Origin of the sequence: Gallaecimonas xiamenensis 3-C-1 (assembly GCF_000299915.1) — a bacterium.
GTDB lineage: Bacteria > Pseudomonadota > Gammaproteobacteria > Enterobacterales > Gallaecimonadaceae > Gallaecimonas > Gallaecimonas xiamenensis.
Window position 1 is genome coordinate 72,590 of record NZ_AMRI01000006.1, and the last position, 21,057, is coordinate 93,646.

19 protein-coding genes and 2 tRNA genes are annotated in these 21,057 nt (G+C 62.5%); 9 read left to right on the forward strand and 12 right to left on the reverse strand.

Annotation, left to right across the window (positions count from 1 at the left end):
* Positions 1-53: 53 nt before the first annotated feature.
* Both B3C1_RS19290 and B3C1_RS05630 read left to right on the forward strand, forming a co-directional pair.
* Positions 54-581: a DUF2799 domain-containing protein gene (locus B3C1_RS19290; RefSeq protein WP_083858265.1), complete on the forward strand. Its 528-nt coding sequence runs from the start codon at positions 54-56 to the stop codon at positions 579-581.
* Between the two features lie 67 nt (positions 582-648).
* On the forward strand, positions 649-1,395 hold the full coding sequence (locus B3C1_RS05630) for a DUF2799 domain-containing protein (protein WP_008483492.1): 747 nt from the start codon (positions 649-651) through the stop codon (positions 1,393-1,395).
* Positions 1,396-1,421: 26 nt separating this feature from the next.
* On the opposite strand, the gene B3C1_RS05635 is transcribed toward B3C1_RS05630, so the two are convergent.
* The gene (locus tag B3C1_RS05635; RefSeq protein ID WP_008483493.1) at positions 1,422-2,810 is read right to left on the reverse strand and encodes a M17 family metallopeptidase; all 1,389 of its coding nucleotides are present in this window, start codon (positions 2,808-2,810) and stop codon (positions 1,422-1,424) included.
* A gap of 119 nt (positions 2,811-2,929) precedes the next feature.
* Here B3C1_RS05635 and B3C1_RS05640 point away from each other — a divergent pair, with 119 nt between their 5' ends.
* On the forward strand, positions 2,930-3,499 hold the full coding sequence (locus B3C1_RS05640; protein WP_008483494.1) for a hypothetical protein: 570 nt from the start codon (positions 2,930-2,932) through the stop codon (positions 3,497-3,499).
* A gap of 26 nt (positions 3,500-3,525) precedes the next feature.
* Here the strand turns inward: B3C1_RS05640 and B3C1_RS05645 are convergent, their stop codons facing one another.
* From B3C1_RS05645 to speA, 3 genes are read right to left on the reverse strand one after another with little or no spacing between them, the layout of a single operon-like run.
* Positions 3,526-4,455 carry an acyltransferase gene (locus B3C1_RS05645; protein WP_008483495.1) on the reverse strand — a complete coding sequence of 310 codons (930 nt, stop codon included), beginning with the start codon at positions 4,453-4,455 and terminating at the stop codon, positions 3,526-3,528.
* A 10-nt stretch (positions 4,456-4,465) separates the two neighbouring features.
* Positions 4,466-5,356, reverse strand: coding sequence for an acyltransferase (locus B3C1_RS05650; RefSeq protein ID WP_008483496.1), 891 nt, complete (start codon positions 5,354-5,356; stop codon positions 4,466-4,468).
* Positions 5,356-7,236, reverse strand: coding sequence for a biosynthetic arginine decarboxylase (speA, locus tag B3C1_RS05655; RefSeq protein WP_008483497.1), 1,881 nt, complete (start codon positions 7,234-7,236; stop codon positions 5,356-5,358). The genes B3C1_RS05650 and speA overlap by 1 nt, the downstream gene beginning before the upstream one ends.
* A 161-nt stretch (positions 7,237-7,397) precedes the next feature.
* Here speA and speE point away from each other — a divergent pair, with 161 nt between their 5' ends.
* The 3 genes from speE to pncB all read left to right on the forward strand — a co-directional run bounded on the left by speE (position 7,398) and on the right by pncB (position 10,206).
* The gene (gene speE / locus B3C1_RS05660) at positions 7,398-8,255 is read left to right on the forward strand and encodes a polyamine aminopropyltransferase (RefSeq protein ID WP_008483499.1); all 858 of its coding nucleotides are present in this window, start codon (positions 7,398-7,400) and stop codon (positions 8,253-8,255) included.
* Positions 8,256-8,339: 84 nt separating this feature from the next.
* Positions 8,340-8,975, forward strand: a complete 636-nt coding sequence (locus tag B3C1_RS05665) for a nicotinamidase (protein WP_008483500.1) — start codon at positions 8,340-8,342, stop codon at positions 8,973-8,975.
* Between the two features lies 1 nt (position 8,976).
* Positions 8,977-10,206 carry a nicotinate phosphoribosyltransferase gene (gene pncB, locus B3C1_RS05670; protein ID WP_008483501.1) on the forward strand — a complete coding sequence of 410 codons (1,230 nt, stop codon included), beginning with the start codon at positions 8,977-8,979 and terminating at the stop codon, positions 10,204-10,206.
* 28 nt (positions 10,207-10,234) lie between these two features.
* Here the strand turns inward: pncB and B3C1_RS05675 are convergent, their stop codons facing one another.
* The 6 genes from B3C1_RS05675 to B3C1_RS05700 all read right to left on the reverse strand — a co-directional run bounded on the left by B3C1_RS05675 (position 10,235) and on the right by B3C1_RS05700 (position 15,474).
* Positions 10,235-11,359, reverse strand: coding sequence for a sterol desaturase family protein (locus tag B3C1_RS05675; protein ID WP_008483502.1), 1,125 nt, complete (start codon positions 11,357-11,359; stop codon positions 10,235-10,237).
* Positions 11,360-11,431: 72 nt separating this feature from the next.
* Complete coding sequence (locus B3C1_RS05680) at positions 11,432-12,952, reverse strand: YifB family Mg chelatase-like AAA ATPase (RefSeq protein WP_008483503.1); 1,521 nt, start codon at positions 12,950-12,952, stop codon at positions 11,432-11,434.
* Positions 12,953-12,991: 39 nt separating this feature from the next.
* Positions 12,992-13,864, reverse strand: a complete 873-nt coding sequence (locus B3C1_RS05685; protein WP_008483504.1) for a 2Fe-2S iron-sulfur cluster-binding protein — start codon at positions 13,862-13,864, stop codon at positions 12,992-12,994.
* A complete protein-coding gene (locus B3C1_RS05690) occupies positions 13,861-14,538 on the reverse strand; it encodes a PepSY domain-containing protein (RefSeq protein ID WP_008483505.1) in 678 nt (225 codons plus the stop codon). The genes B3C1_RS05685 and B3C1_RS05690 overlap by 4 nt, the downstream gene beginning before the upstream one ends.
* 27 nt (positions 14,539-14,565) lie before the next feature.
* A complete protein-coding gene (gene ubiK, locus B3C1_RS05695; RefSeq protein ID WP_008483509.1) occupies positions 14,566-14,817 on the reverse strand; it encodes a ubiquinone biosynthesis accessory factor UbiK in 252 nt (83 codons plus the stop codon).
* 45 nt (positions 14,818-14,862) lie between these two features.
* Complete coding sequence (locus tag B3C1_RS05700) at positions 14,863-15,474, reverse strand: TetR/AcrR family transcriptional regulator (protein ID WP_008483510.1); 612 nt, start codon at positions 15,472-15,474, stop codon at positions 14,863-14,865.
* A gap of 118 nt (positions 15,475-15,592) precedes the next feature.
* On the opposite strand from B3C1_RS05700, the gene rep reads away from it, so the two are divergent.
* A complete protein-coding gene (rep, locus tag B3C1_RS05705) occupies positions 15,593-17,608 on the forward strand; it encodes a DNA helicase Rep (protein WP_008483511.1) in 2,016 nt (671 codons plus the stop codon).
* A 4-nt stretch (positions 17,609-17,612) separates the two neighbouring features.
* Here the strand turns inward: rep and B3C1_RS05710 are convergent, their stop codons facing one another.
* Positions 17,613-20,141: an EAL domain-containing protein gene (locus tag B3C1_RS05710; RefSeq protein WP_008483512.1), complete on the reverse strand. Its 2,529-nt coding sequence runs from the start codon at positions 20,139-20,141 to the stop codon at positions 17,613-17,615.
* A 120-nt stretch (positions 20,142-20,261) separates the two neighbouring features.
* Complete coding sequence (locus B3C1_RS05715) at positions 20,262-20,669, reverse strand: c-type cytochrome (RefSeq protein WP_008483513.1); 408 nt, start codon at positions 20,667-20,669, stop codon at positions 20,262-20,264.
* Between the two features lie 203 nt (positions 20,670-20,872).
* Here B3C1_RS05715 and B3C1_RS05720 point away from each other — a divergent pair.
* Positions 20,873-20,949, forward strand: a tRNA-Arg gene (locus B3C1_RS05720).
* Between the two features lie 28 nt (positions 20,950-20,977).
* Positions 20,978-21,053: transfer RNA gene (locus tag B3C1_RS05725), tRNA-His, on the forward strand.
* Positions 21,054-21,057 lie beyond the last annotated feature (4 nt).

Genomic DNA, 21,057 nt, shown 5'->3' on the forward strand with positions numbered 1-21,057 from the left:
GTCACTGGCGATTTAGGCTGGGCAACCTATCTTGAAGCAAAGGAGGAGGCGTTATGGGAAGAAGGTTCTGGGCAGTGTTACCCCTGCTGCTGGCAGGCTGCGCCGTTACCCAGGAGGACTGTGTCAGCACCGACTGGCACCAGCAAGGCCTGGAAGACGGCTTTGACGGCCTGGTGGCCCGCAGCGGCTATTGGGTCAGCCAATGCCAACCCCATGGGGTCAAGGTGGACAGCGCCGCCTACAGCCGGGGCTGGGGCGATGGCAACCGCCAGTATTGCACCAGCGAGCAGGGCTACCGCCACGGCACCCTGGGCCACAGTTACCAGGGGGTCTGCCCGGCCGACACCGAAGAGGCCTTTCTCAACAGTTACAACAAGGGGCTGCGCCTATACGAAAAGGCCCAGTACCGCGAATCCCTCTATGACCGCCAACGGGATATCCGCTGGCGCATCAGCGATATCGACAGCCGTCTCAACGACGCTAAACTGTCCCCCCAGACCCGCGATTCCCTGCGCTGGGAACGCCAACAACTGACCTACGAGCTGATGCACATCGACAGCCTGCTGCTGCGCAGCCTCTGAGGTAGGGCCACATACCCGGCGCCCGCTGGTCGCCCTTTAAACAAAGATAACCATAAGAGGACGACAGATGCGGGTACTCATACTGGCGCTGGCGGCGCTGCTCAGCGGCTGCGCCGCCGTCACCGCCGAACAGTGCGCCACCATGAACTGGCACCAGCAAGGGGTCAACGACGGCTTCAACGGCCTGGTGGCCCGTAGCGGCTATTGGCTGAGCCAATGCCGGGAATACGATATTGGCATAGACCAAAGCGCCTACAGCCAGGGCTGGGCCCAGGGCAACGGCCAGTACTGCACCCCGGCCCAGGGCTATCGCCACGGCAGCCAGGGCCACAGCTACCAGGGCGTCTGCCAGGGCCCGGGCCTGCAGGCCTTCCTGGACAGCTACCAACGTGGCCACCAGCTCTTCGAAAGAAACCAGTACCGCCAATCGCTGCAAAACCGCCAGCAGGAGCTGCGCCGGCGCATGGCCGATCTGGATCGCCAGCTGCAAACCCCCTATGTGCCCTGCACCAGGCAGGTTGCTTTCAGCGCGCCCCCAGCCAGGCTGCAACCCAGCCCAGCGGCGCCGGCGTCCAAAGGAGTGGTCGGCAGGTTAGCCTTGGAAGTGGCGCAAAAGGCCAAAGATCAACAGGGTAAGCCCGATAAACCCGGCCGCCCCGACCAGCCAGGCAAGCCCGATAAACCTGGTAAGCCTGCCAAACCCTGCCAACCCCAGGGACTGGATCCCCAGGCCCGCCGGGAACTGCTCTGGCAGCGCCAGCAGCTCAGCGACGAGCTGATGCACCTGGACGACCTGTTGCTGGAACTGCTCTAACAAAAAGGCGCCTTGCGGCGCCTTTTTTAGTTCAGCAGCTCGCCGTTTAGCAGCGCCTGCAGGCTGAAACGGACCCCGAAGCCGGTCACCTCTGTGGCCACCAGGCCCAGGCCGCCCTTGTGCTCGGCGGCGCTGAGATCCACATGGACCCAGTTCACCCCGGGCTCAACGAAGCGAGACAGGAAGCGGGCCGCGTCGATATGGTCGCAACTGGTGCCGGGGTGGCACTGCTTGATGTCCGCCACGTCCGACTCGATGTTGTCGTCGTAGTCGCTATCCAGGGGGAAGGGCCAGACCCGCTCGCCGCTCTGGCGGCCGGCGTCGATCAGCGCTTCACGCCAGTCATCCCTGTTGCTGAACACGCCGCTCTGGGCCGTGCCTATGGCCCTGATGCAGGCACCGGTCAGGGTAGCGTAGTCCAGCACCAGGGCCGGGTTTTCCCGGGACGCCAGGGTCAGGGTGTCGGCCAGCACCATGCGCCCTTCGGCGTCGGTGTCCACCACCTCGATGGTGGTGCCGTTCAGGGCCCGCACCAGATCGTTGGGCTTGTAGGCCTTGGGGCCAATGTGGTTTTCGGCCAGGGCCAGCCAGCAGTCCACTTCCAGATCGCTGCCCAGCTCGGACAGGGCCCAGAGGGTGCCAAGGGCCACGGCGCTGCCGCCCATGTCGCCTTGCATGCCGAACATATGGCTGGTCTTGAGGTTGTAGCCGCCGGTATCAAAACACAGGCCCTTGCCCACCAGGGCCACCTTGGCCCTGGCGCCCTGGGGCCGGTAGCGCAGCCGCACTATGGCCGCTTCGTCGTTGTCCGAGCCTTTGGACACGGCCAGGAAGGCGCCGGCGCCCATGCCGTCCAGACGGGTCTGGTCGTACATTTCCAGCTGCCAGCCGTTGTCCCTGGCCAGTTGCTCCAGCACGGTGCGGTACTTGGCGGGGGTGAGTTCGGAGGCCGGCAGGGCGCTCAGCCAACGGGCCAGGCCGTTGCCCTTGGCTTCGGCCAGCAGGCGCTGGCCGTCCAGCTCCAGTTCAGTGCTGATGCGGGCCAGCTCCTGGCCCTTGGCCTGGTCGGCCTTGAAGCTGGGCAGCTGCACCTGGCGGGCCAGCAGGGCCGCCACCAGGGCTTCGACCCAGGGGGCATCGTCACCCTGGATATGGACGCTGGCCGGGGCGGCGTCACCCAACACCGCCAGCCATTTGCGCACCTGGCTGTGGCGCTCGAAGGTGCTGGTCACGGCTTTGGGGTCCACCACCAGGGTGGGGCTGGGCTCGGCCAGCAGCCAGGCGCCGGCCTTGGGGGCCAGGGCCTTGAGGGCGGCCAGGCCGGCCGGGGCCCGGGCCGGGTCCAGGCAGATCAGCAAGTCGCTGTCCTGGGCACCGGTGGTCAATTCGATTTTAGGAAATTCAAAGTGTTGCATCTAAGGTCCCCTTGAGGGCAAGTGGCGCCATTATAGTGGCCCGAACGGGCTATCTACAAAGGCACGGTCCGGGACTAGACTGGATGGCGACCAACACCAAAGGACTGACAGGAGTTTTTATGAAAAGGACCACCCTCGCCCTGTGCCTGGCTCTGGCTCCCTGGGCAAGCCAGGCCGGTGACATCGAAGAGGCCATAGCAGCGGGCCAGGCCGCCTATCAGCAAGGCAAGCTGTCACAGGCCGCCAGCCAGTTGGCTTATGCCGCCACCCTGATCCAACAGCAACAGGGCGAGCAGCTGTCCAAGCTGTTCCCACCCCCCCTGGCCGGCTGGACCGCCGACGAACCCGAGCACGACAATGCCAGCATGTCGCTGCTGGGGGGCGGCGTGCACAGCGAAAGGCTTTACTACAAGGGGGACGACATCAGCCTGACCCTGCGTATCCTCAAGGACTCTCCCTTGATGCAAGCCCTGGCCGGCATGTTGGCCAGTCCTCAGATGGCTGCCATGGCCGGCTATAAACTCAAGAAGATCAATGGCGCCAATACCATGCTGCAAACCCAGGACGACATGAACCTGACCCTGGTCCAAGGCAGCGTCATGGTGCAGATAGAGTGCGACGGTTGCGAAGAAGCCGACCTGGTGGCCTATGCCGGCAAGCTGGACCTGACAGCCATGGAACAGCTATGAAAAAAGGCGGCCGAGGCCGCCTTTTCCTATGAACCCTGTTCGGACAGGTCCAACGCCGCTGCCGGCCGCTCCACCAGCTGGGCCAGCTTGTCGTCCTTATGTTGCCAGCGCTGGTTGAGCCAGCCTTGGAAACGGCGCTTGAAGTCCACGTCGTTGAAGTAGTCGCCGATCACCTCGTCGGTGACCTCCAAGGCCTCGATGTCCACCACGATGCGGGTCATGCCGCCGGTCAGCACGGTGCGACCGATACGGCCTTCGGCGCCGGGGTAGGCCAGGGTCACGTCCAGCACCTTGTCGAACTGTTTACCCATGGCCGACAGGGTAAAGGCGATACCGGCGGCCTTGGGGGGCAACAGGTGCCGAAAGGGGCTGTTGCGTTTGACGCGCTTGTCGGCGGTAAAGCGGGTGCCTTCCACGAAGTTGATCATGGTGGACGGGTGGTGCTTGAGCTTGGCGCAGGCCTTGGCGGTGGACTCGATGTCCTTGCCTTTCTTATGGGGGTGTTTCTTCAGGTAGGCCGTGGAATAACGGCGCATAAAGGGCATGTCCATGGCCCAACAGCCCAGGCCCAGGAAGGGCACATAGATCAGTTCATGCTTGAGGAAGAAACGGGGCAACGGCAGCTTACCGCCGGCTATGCCGTACAGCACCACTATGTCCAGCCAGGACAGGTGGTTGGCCATCATCAGGTACCAGCCGCGCTTATCCAGGCCGTCCAGGCCACGGACCTGCCATTCGATCTTGTTGCCAAGGCGCAGTATGGCCAGGTTCAACAGGCTCCAAGCCCTGATACACAGCTCCATGACGTTGGTCATGAAACGGCGCCAGACCGGGATCGGCAGCAGCAGCTTGGGCAAGGACAGCAGCATCACCATGCCGCCCCAGAAGGAGACGTTGATACAAAGCAGCGCCAGCAGCAGCGGCGCCAGTATGATTCCGGGCAGAAAACTCAGCATGGGGTCCCTGTTATTTCGCTTTCATGCGGGCTAGCTCAGCATCCTTCTGTGCCCACATCTGATTCACCCATTCCTGGAAACGGGCCTTGTACTCGGCGTCACCAACATAATCACCGAGTATTTTGTCGTCAATTGGTAATACGCGGATCTTAACCTTGATCTCTTTAACCCGGCCACTGATGAAATCCCAGAAGCTAGGGATCTCCTTGCCGTAGCAGATGGTGACGTCCAGCAACTTGTGCAGCTTGTCGCCCATGGCACTGAGCACAAAGCCGACACCGCCGGCCTTGGGCTTGAGCAGGTGGGCGTAGGGGCTGGCCTGCTTGAGGTGCTTACCCAGGGTAAAGCGCGTTCCTTCTACGAAGTTCATTACCGTTACCGGCATGTCGCGGAATTTTTCGCAGGCCTTGCGGGTGGTATCGATGTCCTTCTGGGCCAGGGACGGGTCCTTGGCGATCTGCGCCTTGGTGTGGCGGCGCATAAAGGGAAAGTCCAGGGCCCACCAGCACAGGCCCAGGAAGGGCACGTACAGCAGTTCCTTTTTCAGGAAGAATTTGATGAAGGGGATGCGGCCGTTGAAGATCCGTTGCAGCACCAGGATGTCCACCCAGGACTGGTGATTGGCCACCACCAGGTACCAATCCTTCTTCTTGAGCCCCTCCAGCCCTTCCACCACCCAGCGGGTGTGGGAAAACAGCCGGCTGTTGAGGTTGTTGATGCTGATCCAAAGGGTGGCGACCCGGTCCAGTATCCAGTTACAGAGGCTGCGTACCGCCTTGAGGGGCAGCAGCAGCTTGATCACCCCCAGCCCCAGGGCCAGGGGAAACCAGAACAGGGTGTTGAGCAGGTAGCCCAACACCGCCAGCGGACCTTTGAGAAAACTCGGCAGGAAAGCCAGCATCAATCCTCCAGATAGGTGTAGCCGTGGATACCGGCTTCGAGCTCGGCGCTGAACTGCTGGCGCTCGCTGTCGGTCAGGTTGGCGGCGGCCAACTGGCGGCGGTACCCCTGGATCAGGCCCTTGGGATCGAAGTTCACGTAACGGAGCACGTCCGCCACTGTGTCGCCCTTGTGGGCGGCGTCGAAGCGGTAGCCGTCTGCGGTCAGCTGCACGTGCACCGAGTCGGTGTCGCCGAACAGGTTGTGCAGGTCACCGAGGATCTCCTGGTAGGCACCCACCATGAAGAAGCCGATATGGTACTCGTCCCCGGGCTGGTAGCCGGTCAGAGGCAGGCTGGACTCAATGCCTTCGGCGTCCACGTATTCGCGGATCTGGCCGTCGGAGTCGCAGGTGATGTCCTGGATGATGGCGCGGGCGCTGGGGGCTTCCCCCAGGCGGCTGACCGGCATGATCGGGAACAGCTGGTCGATGCCCCATACGTCCGGGGTGCTCTGGAACAACGAGAAGTTGCAGAACAGCTTGTCGGCCAGCTTCTCGTTGAGTTCGTCCAGCACCGGGCGGTGGGCGCGGCTGCGGGGATTGAGCTGGTCGCGCACCCCACGGCAGATGGCAAAGTACATCTGCTCGGCCAGGGCCCATTCGCCGATTTTCAGCAGGCCATGGGTGTACATGCTGTGGGCTTCGGACAGGAAATAGACGGCGTCGTGGTAGTTTTCCAGGGGCGGCTCGTCGTGGATCAGGTCCAGGGTACGCCACAGGTCACGCAGCACGGCGGGGGCGTCTTCGGCCGGTTCGTCGAACTGGCGCTCGCCGGGGGCGCGCTCCACGTCGATGACGTTGGTCACCAGTACCGCATGGTGGGCGGTCATGGCGCGGCCGGATTCGGTGATCACGTCCGGCTCGGGCAGGTCACGGGCGCTGCAGATCTCCTTGAGGGCGTAAATCACCTTGGCGGCGTACTCGTCCACTGTGTAGTTCATGGAGCAGTTGCCACGAGAGCGGGAGCCTTCGTAGTCCACGCCCAGGCCGCCACCCACGTCCACCACGTCCAGGGGCACACCCAGTTCGCGCAGCTCGGCGTAGTAGCGGGCGCACTCTTTAAGGGCACCCTGGAAGTCCTGGATGTTGGCGATCTGGGAGCCGATGTGGAAGTGCACCAGTTTCAGGCAGTCGAGCTTGCCGGCGGCGCGCAGCATGTCTACCGCTTCCAGTACCTGGTGGGCGGCCAGGCCGAATTTGCCTTTCTCGCCACCGGAGTTCTGCCAGCGGCCCTTGCCCACGGAGTTCAGGCGCACCCGCACCCCTACCAGGGGGTCTATGCCCATGTCCTTGCTCTCATTGAGCAGCTTTTTCAGCTCGGACAGCTTTTCCACCACCACATAGACCTTGTGGCCCAGGCGGCGGCCAATCAGGGCCAGGCGCAGGAACTCGGAGTCCTTGTAGCCGTTGCAGACCATGGTGATGGGCCTGGTGGCCACGCCCAGGATCGCCATCAGCTCCGGCTTGGAACCGGCTTCCAGGCCCACATGGGGGCTGGCGGCCAGCAGGCCTTCGACTACCGATTTTTGCTGGTTGACCTTGATGGGGTAGACGGCATGGTAGTTGCCGCTGTACTCAAAGTTGTCCACCGCCTTGGCAAAGGCGCTGGTCAGGCGTTTGACCCGGTCGGTGAGGATGTCGTTGAAACGCACCAGCACCGGCAGGGACAGGCCCTGGTCTTTGAGATCCTGTACCAAATCGGATAATCGGACACCGGCTCTGTTACGGTTTCGATCGGGGAAGGCAACCAGTTCACCCTGGTTGTCGATGTCGAAATAACCGTCGCTCCAATGGGCGACACCGTAGAGATTGCGGGCTTTGTCCAGAGTCCAGTTTGGCATCAGTAGCAGCTCCTATGGCCGCAGGGAATTTTAGGGGGCGTATTGTAATGTTCCCCCCGTTCACATGCAGCTAAAATGTGCGCAAAATTCATTGTGCCCGCCTAGCCTCAGAGGCACAATGCGCGCTCTTTTTTTCGCCCTCGTCGATGGAGACAGAAAACATGTCACAACTGGACGCCAAGCAGTGGTTCACCGAGGTCAGCGACCGTGACGGCAGCGCCTTTTCCCTGCGGATCACCGACCACCTGGAAACCCGCCAATCCCAGTGGCAGACCACTGCCATGTACGACACCACGGATTGGGGCAAACTGATGGTGATCGACGGTTGCACCATGGTGTCCAGCCGCGACAATTTCCTCTACCACGAAATGATGAGCCACCCGGCCCTGTACACCCACAGCGACCCGAAAGTGGTGGTGATCATCGGCGGTGGCGACTGCGGTACCCTGCGCGAAGTGCTCAAGCACCCCGGCGTTGAGCAGGCAGTGCAGATCGACATCGACGAAAACGTCACCCGCCTGTCCGAGATCTACTTCCCGGAACTGTGCGAGTCCAACGACGACCCCCGCGCCCAGCTCAAGTTCATCGACGGTATCCAGTGGATGAAAGACCGCGATAGCGCTTCCGTGGACATCATCATCGTCGACTCCACCGACCCGGTAGGCCCGGCCGAAGGCCTCTTTAACTGCGCCTTCTACCAAGAGTGCCTGCGCGCCCTGCGCCCCGGCGGCATCCTGGTACAGCAGTCCGAAAGCCCGCTGCTGCACATCAAGCTGATCCAGGAAATGCGCTCCGAGATGGCCAAGGCCGGCTTTGACGCCTTCCAGACCCTGCCTTTCCCCCAGCCCCTGTACCCCTCCGGCTGGTGGAGCTGCACCCTGGCCCGCAAGGGCGACAGCTTCGGAGACTTCCGCCGCGACGCGGCCGATGCCCAAAGCTTTGAGACCCTGTACTACAACAGCGGTATCCACCAAGGCGCCATGGCCCTGCCCAACTTTATGAAAAAGGCCCTGGGTTAATCCCGGCCAGCCCCAAAAAAGCGCGCTTCGGCGCGCTTTTTCATTTGGTATAGTGCCAAGACCAGTCCAGTTTGGGAGGCGCCCATGATTGCCTCATTCGATGTCGACGCCCAGCGCACCTTCACCCCCCTTTGCCCGGGGGAGCTGCCGGTACCGGGGGGCGACGAGATCGCCGACGAACTCAACGCCCAGGCGGCCCTGGCCGACCTGCGCATCGCCTCCAAGGACGCCCACAACCCCAACGCCAAATGGGTGGTGGCCCGCCACGACCAGATGCTCCAGCCCCTGGATCACCCGGACTCCGACCTTACCTGGGTGCGCCACGCCGAAGCCGGTAGCGAAGGCTTTGAGCTTATCCCCGGCCTGCCGGCCCCCGAACACTACGACTTCCTGGTCTACAAAGGGGTGGAAAACCACATGCACCCCTACGGCGCCTGCTACCACGACCTCAAGGAGCGGATCTCCACCGGCGTTATCGAATGGCTGCGGTACCGTCAGGTGAACACTGTGTTGGTGGGGGGACTGGCCCTGGATTTCTGTGTTAAAACCACAGCCTTGCAACTGGCCAAGGCCGGTTTCAAGGTGTACCTCAACCTGGCAGCCTGCCGCGCCATCAGTGATGACGGCGCCATCGAGGCCTGCCGGGCCATGGTCGAGGCCGGGATCCGCCTGGTCGACAATGCCGGGGAGCTGGCATTGCAACTGCAAAAGGATGCTTGAGATGTTTGGACGAACCGCCGTGCAAAGCCTGCTGGACACCGATTTCTACAAACTCACCATGCAGCAGGCCTACCTGCATCAGCAACCCAACACCCAGGCCCGCTGGACCTTCCGCTGCCGCAGCGACGAAGATCTCAGCCCCTATGTGGCGCCCTTGCGGGACGAGTTCGAGGCCCTGGCCCAGCTCTATGCCACCGAAGACCAGCTGGCCCACCTGCGCCAGCACTACCCCTTCTTGAAGCCCGACTACCTGGAATTCCTGCGGCTGTTCCGCTTCAACCCCAACTTCCTGAAAGTCAGCACCCAGGACGGCCAGCTGGTGATCGAAGCCAACGGCCCGCTGCTGCACGTATCGCCCCTGGAAATACCGGTGCTGGCGGCCATCTCCGAGGTGCGCAACCGCCACCGCTACCCGGAAGTCACCGCCGAGGTGATCCACAAAAGCACCCAGGGCAAAATTCGCCAGCTGGAAGCCTTCGGTGACAAGGTGGATTTGAGCGACTTTCTCTTTACCGACTTCGGCACCCGCCGCCGCTTCAGCTTCGGCGCACAGAAACTGGTGCTGGAACAGATCAAAGCCGCCTTGCCCCAGCATTTTGCAGGCACCTCCAACCCGCACCTGGCCCGGGAGCTGGGGCTGCGCTGCCAGGGCACCATGGCCCACGAGTGGTTGCAAAGTCACCAGGCCCTCAATTACCGCTTGGTGGACAGCCAGAAGATGGCCCTGGAGAACTGGGTCAAGGAATACCGGGGCGACCTGGGGGTGGCCCTGACCGACGTCATAGGTGTGGACGCCTTCTGCCGGGATCTGGACCGTTACCTTGCCAAGCTCTACGACGGCTTTCGCCATGACAGCGGCGACCCCATCGCCTGGGGCGAGAAGATCATTGCCCGCCTGGAACAGCTGGACGTGGACCCCCTGGCCAAGCGCCTGGTGTTCTCGGACGGCCTCAACTTCGAACGGGCGGTGCAGATCTACAGCCACTTTCGCGGCCGCATCAACACCGCCTTTGGTATCGGCACCTGGCTGATGGGGGATTTCGGGGTCAACGAACCCATGAATATCGTCATGAAGCTGACCCGCCTCAACGGCCAGCCGGTGGCCAAGATCTCCGACAGCCCCGGCAAGACCATGTGCGACGACGAAAACTTCCTGCGCTACCTGATGCAGGTGTTCGAGGTACAGGGCTCGGTGCAAAGCCAGGTGCTGGCCCAGTTCAATCCCCACTAATGAAAAAGCCGCCCAGAGGGCGGCTTTTTTACTTCTTGAACCAACTCTTAAAGGGGTAGAGGAACTGGCCGACGATGCCGTCCGGGATGTGGTCGGACACTGTGCCGTAGCGGCTGGCCAGGGTCTTTGGCATCAGCACTGTGCCAAACAGCACGTCATAGATGGGCAGGAAACCGGCGTAGTTCTTGTCGATGGCCATGTCTTCCGAGGAGTGGTGCCAATGGTGGAACTCGGGGGTGGCCAACAGCCAGCGCAGCCCGGGGAAGCGAAAGCGCACATTGGCGTGGATGAAGATGGCGTGGAAGGAGATGAACACCAGGTAGGCGTACACCGCCGAGGGGGCAAAGCCCAGCACGAAGATCGGCAGGTAACCGGCCAGGCGGTTCACCAGGATCTCGAAGAGATGCAGCCGTGAAGAGGCCAGCCAGTTCATCTGCTCGGTGGAATGGTGGATGGCGTGGATCTTCCAAAGGGCCGGGATCTCATGCATGGCCCTGTGGATCCAATAGGTACCCAGGTCCACCACCAGCAGGATCTCGATAAACTGCAGCCATATGGGCTGGGACGCCACCCACAGCTGCAACTCCCAGGTGCTGACTTCGTGGAGATAGACCTGCACCGGTATCACGGTGAAAAAGCTGATGAGCTGCACGCCCATGTGGCTGAACATGAAGTACTTGAGGTCGGTTATCCAGCCTTTGCGCAGGATGCTCTGGGCCGGGTCCTTGGGGAAGGCCCGCTCCAGGGGGATAAACACCAGGGCCAGGATCACCAGGGTCAGCACGAAGTAGTCCAGGCCTACATAGAGGTTACGGCTGTCGATGTCGGGGGCCTCGATATGGCCGGAGCCCACCAGGGCCGCCGCCACCGCCAGGGCCATGCCGGTCAGGCCATAGCCCGCCGACTGGTGGCGCATCATCGAGTAGAGGCCGAAGCCAAAGCCAAGGGCGATGGATAACTGCAATAGGGCCTTGAGCCAGGCAGCATTATAGAAGCCGCGAAATTCGGGGGTGGTGAACAGATCGGGCATCAAAAAACATAGGGCGCCCATCAGCGACAGGGTGCCCAGGAAGATCGACAGGGTGGCGCTGCCTTTACCCTGGCCTGGGGTCAGGTCCACCTCTTCGTACTTGTCTCTCAGTGCTTTGCTCATGGTCGTCCTCTGGTCTCCGTCCTTGGATGGGCCAAGCCTACCAGAAAGCCGGGGAAAGCTGCACTGACCAGGTCAGGGCAGCGCCCCCAACAATCGGTCCATGGCCCGGTACTGCATGGCCTCCGCCAGGTGTTGTTGGCTGATGCCCTCGACCTGTTGCCAGTCGGCCAGGGTCCTGGCCACCTTCAGCAGTTTGTGATGGACCCGGGCCGACAAGCCCAGGGCCTGCAAGGTGCTGTCAAACCACTGGGCCAACTCAGGCGCCAACTGGCAGGCCAGGCGCAGGGCTTCTCCTTCCAGATCGGCATTGAGGCAGCCCTGGCGGGCCCGCTGCCGCGCCTGGCAGGCCGCCACCCGGCGACAGAGTTCGGCCATGTCGGGGCCGCTCTGCTGCTGGCCGCTGAAACTGCCCGGCGGCAACATGGCTACCTCTACCTGCAGGTCGATGCGGTCCAAGAAAGGGCCGGACAGCCGCCCCAGATAGCGGCGGATCTGCTCCGGGCTGCAACGGCAGGGGCGGCGCGGGTTGCCGAAATGGCCGCAAGGGCAGGGGTTGGCGGCCGCCACCAGCCGAAAGCGGGCCGGGAAACGGGCCTGCTGGGCCGCCCTGCTGATACTGACTTCGCCGGTTTCCATGGGCTCGCGCAGGCTGTCCAATACCTTGCGGTCGTACTCGGCCAGCTCGTCGAGAAAAAGCACGCCGCTGTGGGCCAGGGAGATCTCGCCGGGCCTGGGCACGGAACCGCCCCCCACCAAAGCCACCGCCGAGGCAGTATGGTGAGGGGTACGCCAGGGGGGCTGGCGCCAGCTGCCGTTATCCCGGGGTTTACCTGCCAGGGAATGGATGGCGGCGCTTTCCTGGGCCTGGGCTTCTTCCAGGGGCGGCAGCAGCCCCGGCAGGCGCCGGGCCAGCATGCTCTTGCCGGTGCCGGGAGGGCCGATAAAGAGCAGGTGATGGCCACCGGCGGCTGCCACCATCAGCGCCCGCTTGGCCTGGGCCTGGCCCACCACGTCGTTTAAGGACAGGGGCGGCGGTATAGGGGCAGCGTCTACCTGGCAAGAAGGGGCTATGGGCAGGGCCTGTTGGCCGGCCAAGTGGGCGCAGACCGCCAGCAGGGACGGGGCGCCATGGGCTTTGAGGGCCGGCAGCAGTTGGGCTTCGCCCTGGTTGGCGTCGGGATAAAAGGCGCTGCGGCCAGCCTGCTGGCAGGCCAACAGGGCCGGCAACAGCCCTTGGCAGGGCCTGAGCTCGCCGGACAGGGCCAGCTCCCCGTAAAACTCCAGGCTGTTGTTGTCCCCCTGGGGCAACTGCTGGGAGGCCTGCAGAATGCCAAGGGCGATGGCCAAATCGAAACGCCCCCCTTCCTTGGGCAGCTCGGCCGGGGCCAGGTTCACGGTGATGCGGCGGGCCGGGAATTCGAAGCCGGCGTTAAGGATGGCGGCCCTGACCCTTTCCCTGGCTTCACGGACCGAGGCCTCGGGCAGGCCCACCAGGGCAAAGGCCGGCAGGCCGTTGCCTATATCCACCTCCACCGTTACCAGGGGGGCGTCCATCCCCAACTGGGCCCGGCAGTAAAGGGTTGCAAGCGCCATGGCGGCTCCCTGCCAGCAAGATTCCTGTCTAGATAATAGTCAGGGCTGGGCAGGAAGGCGGCGGCCACGGCGGCGGCTTTGCAACCGCAGTTCCTCGCTGACCGCCGTCAACTGGCTGCAATGGGACTGTTGGCAGGCCAGGCGCAGGCCCTGCTCCAGGGCCTGGTCGGTCAACAATCGCCGTTCCGCCTGTGACACCGGGGACTGGTCCACCCGGACCACACAGTCGCCGCAGCGGCCACCGCCGTCACAAGGCCCGGTGATGGGCATGCCTGCCTGCTCCAAACGCTGGGCCAGGGTACCGGGGCCGGGTGCCAGTTCCGGCAGGGCAAAGCCGTCCAGGCGGATACTGCCCTTGCGGCGGCGCTGGCGCAGCCGCTGGCCGGCCATCCAAAAGCCACTCAGCACCAGGGCGTTGGCCAGCAGGGCGGCGATTTGCACCAGGGGCTGGTTAAAGTCCTTGCCGCTGCCCCACCAATGCATGAAATGCAGCCGCAGCAACCAGGGTTGCAGCCAATGGACCAGTTCCCGGACCTTGCCGTCGTCCCCCAGGGTGACCAGGAAGCCGCCGGGCAGGCTGGTCTGCCAGCCGTGGTCTTGACGCTCCAGGGGACCAGGGGTCTGGCCGGGAAAATAGTCGTTGAGCAGCCACAGGGCTTCACCCTGGGTCAGGGGCGTCAGCACCTCGCCGTCCACCATGATGCGGGTCTTGCCCAGCAGGGTGATGGCACCCACAGAACCGACCCGGCTCTGGGGTTCGGGCAGCACCAGCTTGGCAACCGCCAGGGTTTCCGGAGCACGGGGTTTGGGTTGAGGCGGGGTAGGCAGCAGGCCCAGGCCAAGACCGGTCAACAGCCACAGACTGAGCTGGGCCCCCACCACCAGCGCCAACAGGCGATGCCAGCGGTTCATTCCGCGCTGCTCTTAAAATGGGTGCGCAACCAGAGCAGGCAACCGCTGGCGGCCAGCAGCAGGCCGGCCAGGCTGAACAGCCGCAGCCAGGGCAAGTCGATGCGCTCCCGCTCTTGGTAATCCATGATGTGCAGCATCCAGGCGACATCAAACCAGCGCCAATAGCGGTGACGCTGGGTCAACAGGGTGCCGGTCTGGTCGGAAAGGTAGAGGGTGGTGTCATAGCTGTCGTCGAACCGGGCCTGCCATACCGGCAGGGCCCTGTTGCCCAGCTCCCTTGGGGCCTGGTCGCGGATTTGCCGCAGTTCCACCAGTTGGCCGTCACCTTGGTAATAGCCCTTGGCCAGGGACCCCATGTCTTCCGGCCCCAACAAAAAAGGCAGGCCGTTGGTGGCGTCCAGCAGGCTGGGGCCGCTGTCGGCCAGCACCTCGTACACCGGGTGGCCAAGGCGGGTAGTCAGGGTCAACTGGCGGGCCGAGGGTGGCAGTTTAAGGTCGGCCGGCGCCACATAGTCAGGACGCCAGGCCAACGGATAGGGGTGGGCATCCACCAGCGGCTTGCCGTGGATAAAGTTGAGATCCATGACCACCATGTAGAGCCCGGTCAGGGTCCATACCAGCATCTGGGTACCGGTGAACCACCCCAACCACAGGTGCCAACGACGCCACCTCATACCCAATCACACCCCTTGGCGCCGCGCTCAGGCGTCGCCTTCGCCTTTTTCCAATGCTTCCACCCTGGCTTCCAGGGCATCCAGTTTCTCGCGGGTCTTGAGCAGCACCCGGCTTTGCACGTCGAATTCGTCACGGCTGACCAGATCCAGCTTCATCAGTTGGGCCTGCAGCACCTGCTTGACGCGGTTTTCAACCTCGCCACCAAAGGATTTCACCCCGGCCGGCAGGGCGTCGGTGATCTGTTTGGCCAGTTCTTCCAGCTTTTGTGCGTTGATCATGGGTCCTCCAAAGTCGTCCTATTGTGCGACATCTTAAAGTGTAAATCAGTCCAGGTGACCACTTCTTGACGGCGCAACGCAGATCGCCTGCCAACAGGCGTCTTTGGTGGCCTGCATCTGCGACTGGGTCAGGGTCAGGATCAAGGTCAGCTGCTTGTAGGCCAGCCCGAAACAAACCTCGAAGGTCAGGCTGCTGAGCAGCTCATGGGGCAGGTCCTTGAAGACACCCTCCTCTATCCCTTGTTCCCAGAAGTCGGACATGGGGGCGAAGTGATGGGCCTCCAGCTCCCGCATCCGCTGCAGATCGTGCTCGGCGGGCAAATGGTCGAACTGGAACTTGCAGCGCAGCAGCTGGGGGGTTTCGATAAAGAGCAGCCAGGACCTGTCCCACAGGAAGTTGAACCGCTGGTGCAGGCTGGCCTTGGGGTCGTAGCCGTCGAACAGGGCCTGCGACACCTCTTCCACTATCTTGCGGTGTACCGCCAGGATCAGCGCCGTCTTGGACTCGAAATAGCGGTAGATGGTGCCAGCCGCCACCCCAGCCTCCTTGGCCACCAGCTGCATGGACAGGCCATGGAAGCCGTAGAGGGCCAGCAGATTTTCGGTGGCCTCGAGGATGCGGTGCTCTTTGTCACCCTGCTTGTCTGAAGCTGTCATGGGGGCAATTGGTGAATGAACGTTCACCCATTTTAGCCATCGCCAATGGACAAGGCTAGCACCCAGGCCCAACCCCTGAGGTACAATGATCGGCCTGCTCCAATTATCCTGGTCATCCATGAAGCTCAATCCCGCGCAAAACGACGCCGTCAAATACATCTCCGGCCCCCTGCTGGTGCTGGCTGGCGCCGGTTCGGGCAAGACCCGGGTGATCACCAATAAAATCGCCTACCTGGTGCAGGAATGCGGCTGGCAGGCCAAACACATTGCCGCCGTCACCTTTACCAACAAAGCCGCCAGAGAGATGAAAGAGCGGGTGGCCCAGACCCTGGGCAAGGCCGAAGCCCGTGGCCTGACGGTGTCTACCTTCCACACCCTGGGCCTCAATATCTTGAAGAAGGACGGCCACCACCTGGGGCTGCGGGCCGGCTTCACCCTCTTTGACGAGGCGGACATGAAAAAGGCCCTCAAGGATGTGGGCGACGATGCCCTGGCCGACGACAAGGACCTGCTGAACCTGGTGATCGGCCGTATCGGCCAGTGGAAGAACGACCTGGTGCTGCCGGACCAGGCCAAGGCCCAAGCCCGGGATGGCAGGGACGCCGCCTTTGCCGAACTCTATGACCGCTACAGCCAGTACCTGCGGGCCATCAATGCCCTGGATTTTGACGATCTCATCCTGTTGCCCACCCTGCTGCTGGCCAGCAAGGCCGAGGTGCGGGAGCGCTGGCAGGACCGCATCCGCTACCTGTTGGTGGACGAATACCAGGATACCAACACCAGCCAGTACGAGTTGGTCAAACTGCTGGTAGGAGAGCGGGCCCGCTTTACCGTGGTGGGGGACGACGACCAGTCCATCTATTCCTGGCGCGGCGCCCGCCCGGAAAACCTGGTGCGCCTTAAAGACGATTTTCCCGGCCTGAAACTGGTCAAGCTGGAGCAAAACTACCGCTCCACCGCCACCATTTTGCGCAGCGCCAACATCCTTATCGCCAACAACCCCCACGTCTATGAGAAGGAACTGTTCTCGGAACTGGGCCAGGGCGAGCGGCTCAAAGTGATGATGGCCAACAACGAAGAGCACGAAGCGGAACGGGTGGTGGCGGAGATCCTCTCCCACAAGTTTTTGAACAAGACCCACTATAAGGACTATGCCGTCCTCTACCGGGGCAACCACCAGTCCAGGCTGCTGGAAAAAGCGTTGATGCAAAACCGCATCCCCTACCGCATCTCCGGTGGTACCAGCTTTTTCTCAAGGGCCGAGGTCAAAGACATCATGGCTTACCTGCGCCTGCTGGTGAACCCGGACGACGACACGGCGCTGCTGCGCATCATCAACGTGCCACGGCGGGAAATTGGCCCGGTGACCCTGGAAAAACTGGGCCACTATGCCGGCCTTCGCAAGGTCAGCCTCTTTGCCGCCAGTTTCGATCTGGGACTGGAACAGCACCTTAGCGGCCGGGGCCTGGAAGCGGTGCGGGAATTCACCCGCTGGCTGACCGACCTGCAGGAAGAAGCCAAGCGCGGTGAGCCGGTGGATGCGGTACGGGAGCTGATTCGCGGCAGCCACTATGAGAACTGGTTGTTCGAGACAGCCCCCTCGGCCAAGGCTGCCGAAATGGCCATGAAGAACGTCTCCACCCTGTTCGGCTGGATAAGCGGCATGCTCAAGGGCGACGACCTGGACGAGCCCATGACCTTGCAGGAAGTGGTGACCCGCCTGACCCTTCGGGACATGATGGAGCGCCAGAGCGAGGAAGGAGAGGCGGACCAGGTGCAGCTGATGACACTCCATGCCTCCAAGGGTCTGGAATTTCCCTACGTCTACCTCATCGGCATGGAAGAAGGGCTGCTGCCCCACCAGAGCAGCATAGACGAGGACAACATCGAAGAAGAGCGGCGCCTGGCTTACGTGGGCATCACCCGCGCCCAGCGGGAACTGACCTTTATGCTGTGCCGCGAGCGGCGCCAGTTCGGCGAAACGATGCGGCCCCAGCCATCCCGTTTCCTGGACGAGCTGCCCCAGGACGACCTGGTCTGGGAGCACCGCCAGGCGCCACCCAGCCCCGAGGAACGGCAAGCCAAGGGCAAGGCCGGTATTGCCGGGCTGCGCTCACTGCTGAACAAGGATTGAGGGTTTAGGCGCAGAGCATCAGCTCGGCCTGGGAAGGGGCCAGGGGCTGGCACAGGAATTCTCCCTGGCCGAAGGCAAAGCCCAGGTGCCTGACCGCCTCGAACTGGGCCTGGGTTTCGATACCGTGGGCCACCACCGGGATATGCAGGTGCCGGGACACCGCCGTCAGGGACTGCAATAGCGCCTGCCCCTTGTTGTGCTCGGTGACCTGTTTGAGGAAGTGCGGGCTCATCTTCAGGGCCCGGAAGTTGTACTGCATCAGCACCCCCAGGGTGGCGGAGCCCGCCCCGAAGTGGTCCAGCACCAGGCCAACCCCCAAGTCGCAAAGCTCATGAAGCACCTCGTCCAGCAAAGGGGACGGGTGGGTCAGGGCGCTTTCGCGGATCTCCAGCATCAGCTGGGACGGGTCCACCTCATGGTGGCGGATCTCATGGATAAGGTGCCTGATAAAGGCCGGATGCTGCAGGCTGCGCACCGACAGGTTCACCGACACGAACAGCGGCTGCTCGTTAAGCTGGTGGCTCCATACCCCCAGTTGCCGGCAGGCATGGCTGACCATCTGAGTGTCGATGTCCACTATGATGCCGGTCTCTTCCGCCGCATCCAAAAACAGCTCAGGGGTCAGTTCGCCACCGCCGTTGCGGGGCCAGCGGGCCAGCAGCTCAAAACCATAGAGGCGCTTGCCTGGCAGGCTGAAGATGGGTTGGAAGGCCGGGAAGATCTGCCGCGCCTCCACCGCCTGGCGCAGGGCGTTTTGCAGGCTGAAGCGGCTGACCAGGCTTTCACGCATGGTGTCGTCAAAACACACCACCTGGCCCCGCCCCTGGCTCTTGGCCTGGTACATGGCGGTATCGGCGTCCCGCAGCACCTCTGACGCGTCCCGGTATCGGCGGGTCAGGTGGGCCACCCCCACCGAGCAGCCGGAGAACACCTGTTGGTCCTGGATCTCGAAAGGCTGGTGCATGGCCTTGACGATCCGTTGGGTGGCCACGTCCACGTCTTCGTTCTGCTGCATGCAGTCGAACAGGATCACGAACTCGTCGCCCCCCAGGCGCGCCACCATGTCGGTCTCCCGGATGCAGGACTTGAGACGCTGGGAGACTTGCTTGAGCAGCTGGTCCCCGGCCAGATGGCCCATGGAGTCATTGATCAGCTTGAACCTGTCCAGGTCGATAAAGGCCACCACATAGCGGCGGTTAGGGTAGCGGGTCAGGGATTTGAGCACCCGGTCCAGTTGGCTGGTAAAAAAGGCGCGGTTGGCCAGGCCGGTCAGAGCGTCATGCAGGGCGTCGAAGCGGTGGCGTTCGGCCAGGGCCTCCTTTTCCTGCATCTGGCGGCGCAGGGCCTTGTTGAGTTCTTCCAGGGCCTGGGTGCGCTCGGCCACCTTGTGTTCCAACTGGCGCTTGGCTTCTTCCAGCATCTCCCGGTGGCGCCGCCGGCCCAAGGCGTCGGCCACGGAGCGGGATACGAACTGGATCAGCTCCACATCTTCCCGGCGGTAGCGCTGGTTGCTGTCATAGCTTTGCACCACCAGGGCGCCGACCACCTGGCCGTCTACCACCAGCGGGCCGCCCAGCCAATGCACGGCGTGGGTGCCGGATGGGTCCAACAGGCCCTCGGCCACCAGGGAATCGCGGATTTTCTTGGTAACCAGTACCGGCTTGCCGCTGCGCATCAGGTACTCGGTCAACCCTTTTCCGGGGCGCCTGTCCTTGGCCCTTTCCTGCTGCTGGTCCACGTAGTAGGGAAAGGTCAGCATCTGCCGTTGGTCCAGCAGGGCGATATAGAAGTTGCGGGCATCGATCAGCCGCGACACCTGCTGGTGCACCTGGCTGAAGAAATGCTGGGGCTCACCGTCGCTGTTGGCTAGCTCCGACAGGTGCAGCATCACCGACTGGAAGGTCTCGGCGCGTTTGCGCTCTTGCACTTCCTTGCGCAGCAGTTGGTTGCTGGCCTGCAGGGCCTGGGTCCTTTCCTGGATCTGCTGTTCCAGCAGCTCACGGTGGCGGATCCGCTCCAAGGTGTTGACCACCTGGCGGGCGGCAAAGGTGAGCAGGGCCTTGTCGTCTTCGCTGTAGCGGGTGCCGGGGTCGTAACTCTGCACCACCATGGCACCGATGATCTTGTGGTCGTGCTTGAGGGGTATGCCCAGCCAGTCCACGGCGTTGGGGCCCAGGTTGGCAATTTCCCCTTCGTCCGCCAAGGCCTGGAACCCATCTTCGGACAGCAACAAGGCGTCGCCACTGCGCAGCAGGTAACCGGTCAGGCCACGGTGCAGGTCATGGGAACTGACTTCGGCGGGATTGAGATTGGGGTCGGCCAAGTCGACCAGGTAAACCAACTCAATGGTGTCGTCCAGATCGTGGTAGAGGGCTACGTAGAAGTTTTCCGCCGGCAACAGGCTACCGATGATGCGGTGCACGGCAGGAAAAAAGGATGCAAGATCGCGAGCCTCACTGGAAAGCTCCGATATTTCGAACAAGGCATCCAACAAAACAGCTTTGGCGCCCACGACTGGCTTGGTGTCTTCCATGAGGGCTCAGGTTCATAAGGCCGAATGAGGCAGCGGTCTTTTTTAGCATAAAAATTAGGCAAATCTCAAACTGAATTTACAAAAAAGCCACCTCAAGGTGGCTTCTTGTAACAATGTTGATCACTTATTGATCATAAACTCGATGGCGGCCTTGATCTCGTCATCGGAGCAATCCATGCAGGTGCCTTTGGCCGGCATGGCTTTGAAACCGTTGAGGGCGTGGGTCAGCAGAGTATCCATGCCCTGTGCAACCCGCTCGTCCCACTCGGCGGTGTGGGCCTTGGGCGCGCCCATGGCGCCGGTGCCATGGCAGGCAAAGCAAGCCCCCTGATAAACCTGCTGGCCGTCGCGGGGACCCGAGGGTTGCTGAGGCTGGGCGGCGGTGTTTTCCCCTTCCAGGTAGACGGACCCAACCGGCTTGATGCGCTCGGCAATGGCCTGGCGCTCTTCTTCATCGCTGGCCAGCACAGTGCAGCTGACCAGACCCAACAGCAGGACAACGGCGTTGCTCAGTTTGCTCACTCTCATCTCCCCGTCCGTTCTGGTTTTTTCTTTAATCTACTGCCTATATGGCTGAATGGGCAAAAAGTATTCGACTTCAGGCCCTGATTTAGCCCCTGAGCCCGGCCCTTGGCCATAAAGTAGTCGAACAGTCGTCTTTCGGCACTTTTTTCGCAATTGACCATAGACGACCCAGGGGTGGCTCAGTATTATATGCGCTCGCCGGTCGGGCGCCCGTAGCTCAGCTGGATAGAGCGCTGCCCTCCGGAGGCAGAGGTCAGAGGTTCGAATCCTCTCGGGCGCGCCATCCCGATACATGGCAGCAAGATTTTATGGTGGGCGTAGCTCAGTTGGTAGAGCCCCGGATTGTGATTCCGGTTGTCGTGGGTTCAAGTCCCATCGTCCACCCCATTAT

Coding starts and splice junctions, on each gene's coding strand:
- B3C1_RS05710 (WP_008483512.1), bottom strand. CDS start 20,141: ATGGAAGACACCAAGCCAGTCGTGGGCGCCAAAGCTGTTTTGTTGGAT.
- B3C1_RS05675 (WP_008483502.1), bottom strand. CDS start 11,359: ATGAGCAAAGCACTGAGAGACAAGTACGAAGAGGTGGACCTGACCCCA.
- B3C1_RS05630 (WP_008483492.1), top strand. CDS start 649: ATGCGGGTACTCATACTGGCGCTGGCGGCGCTGCTCAGCGGCTGCGCC.
- B3C1_RS05680 (WP_008483503.1), bottom strand. CDS start 12,952: ATGGCGCTTGCAACCCTTTACTGCCGGGCCCAGTTGGGGATGGACGCC.
- rep (WP_008483511.1), top strand. CDS start 15,593: ATGAAGCTCAATCCCGCGCAAAACGACGCCGTCAAATACATCTCCGGC.
- ubiK (WP_008483509.1), bottom strand. CDS start 14,817: ATGATCAACGCACAAAAGCTGGAAGAACTGGCCAAACAGATCACCGAC.
- B3C1_RS05640 (WP_008483494.1), top strand. CDS start 2,930: ATGAAAAGGACCACCCTCGCCCTGTGCCTGGCTCTGGCTCCCTGGGCA.
- speE (WP_008483499.1), top strand. CDS start 7,398: ATGTCACAACTGGACGCCAAGCAGTGGTTCACCGAGGTCAGCGACCGT.
- B3C1_RS05635 (WP_008483493.1), bottom strand. CDS start 2,810: ATGCAACACTTTGAATTTCCTAAAATCGAATTGACCACCGGTGCCCAG.
- B3C1_RS05685 (WP_008483504.1), bottom strand. CDS start 13,864: ATGAACCGCTGGCATCGCCTGTTGGCGCTGGTGGTGGGGGCCCAGCTC.
- B3C1_RS05665 (WP_008483500.1), top strand. CDS start 8,340: ATGATTGCCTCATTCGATGTCGACGCCCAGCGCACCTTCACCCCCCTT.
- pncB (WP_008483501.1), top strand. CDS start 8,977: ATGTTTGGACGAACCGCCGTGCAAAGCCTGCTGGACACCGATTTCTAC.
- B3C1_RS05645 (WP_008483495.1), bottom strand. CDS start 4,455: ATGCTGAGTTTTCTGCCCGGAATCATACTGGCGCCGCTGCTGCTGGCG.
- B3C1_RS05690 (WP_008483505.1), bottom strand. CDS start 14,538: ATGAGGTGGCGTCGTTGGCACCTGTGGTTGGGGTGGTTCACCGGTACC.
- B3C1_RS05650 (WP_008483496.1), bottom strand. CDS start 5,356: ATGCTGGCTTTCCTGCCGAGTTTTCTCAAAGGTCCGCTGGCGGTGTTG.
- speA (WP_008483497.1), bottom strand. CDS start 7,236: ATGCCAAACTGGACTCTGGACAAAGCCCGCAATCTCTACGGTGTCGCC.
- B3C1_RS19290 (WP_083858265.1), top strand. CDS start 54: ATGGGAAGAAGGTTCTGGGCAGTGTTACCCCTGCTGCTGGCAGGCTGC.
- B3C1_RS05715 (WP_008483513.1), bottom strand. CDS start 20,669: ATGAGAGTGAGCAAACTGAGCAACGCCGTTGTCCTGCTGTTGGGTCTG.
- B3C1_RS05700 (WP_008483510.1), bottom strand. CDS start 15,474: ATGACAGCTTCAGACAAGCAGGGTGACAAAGAGCACCGCATCCTCGAG.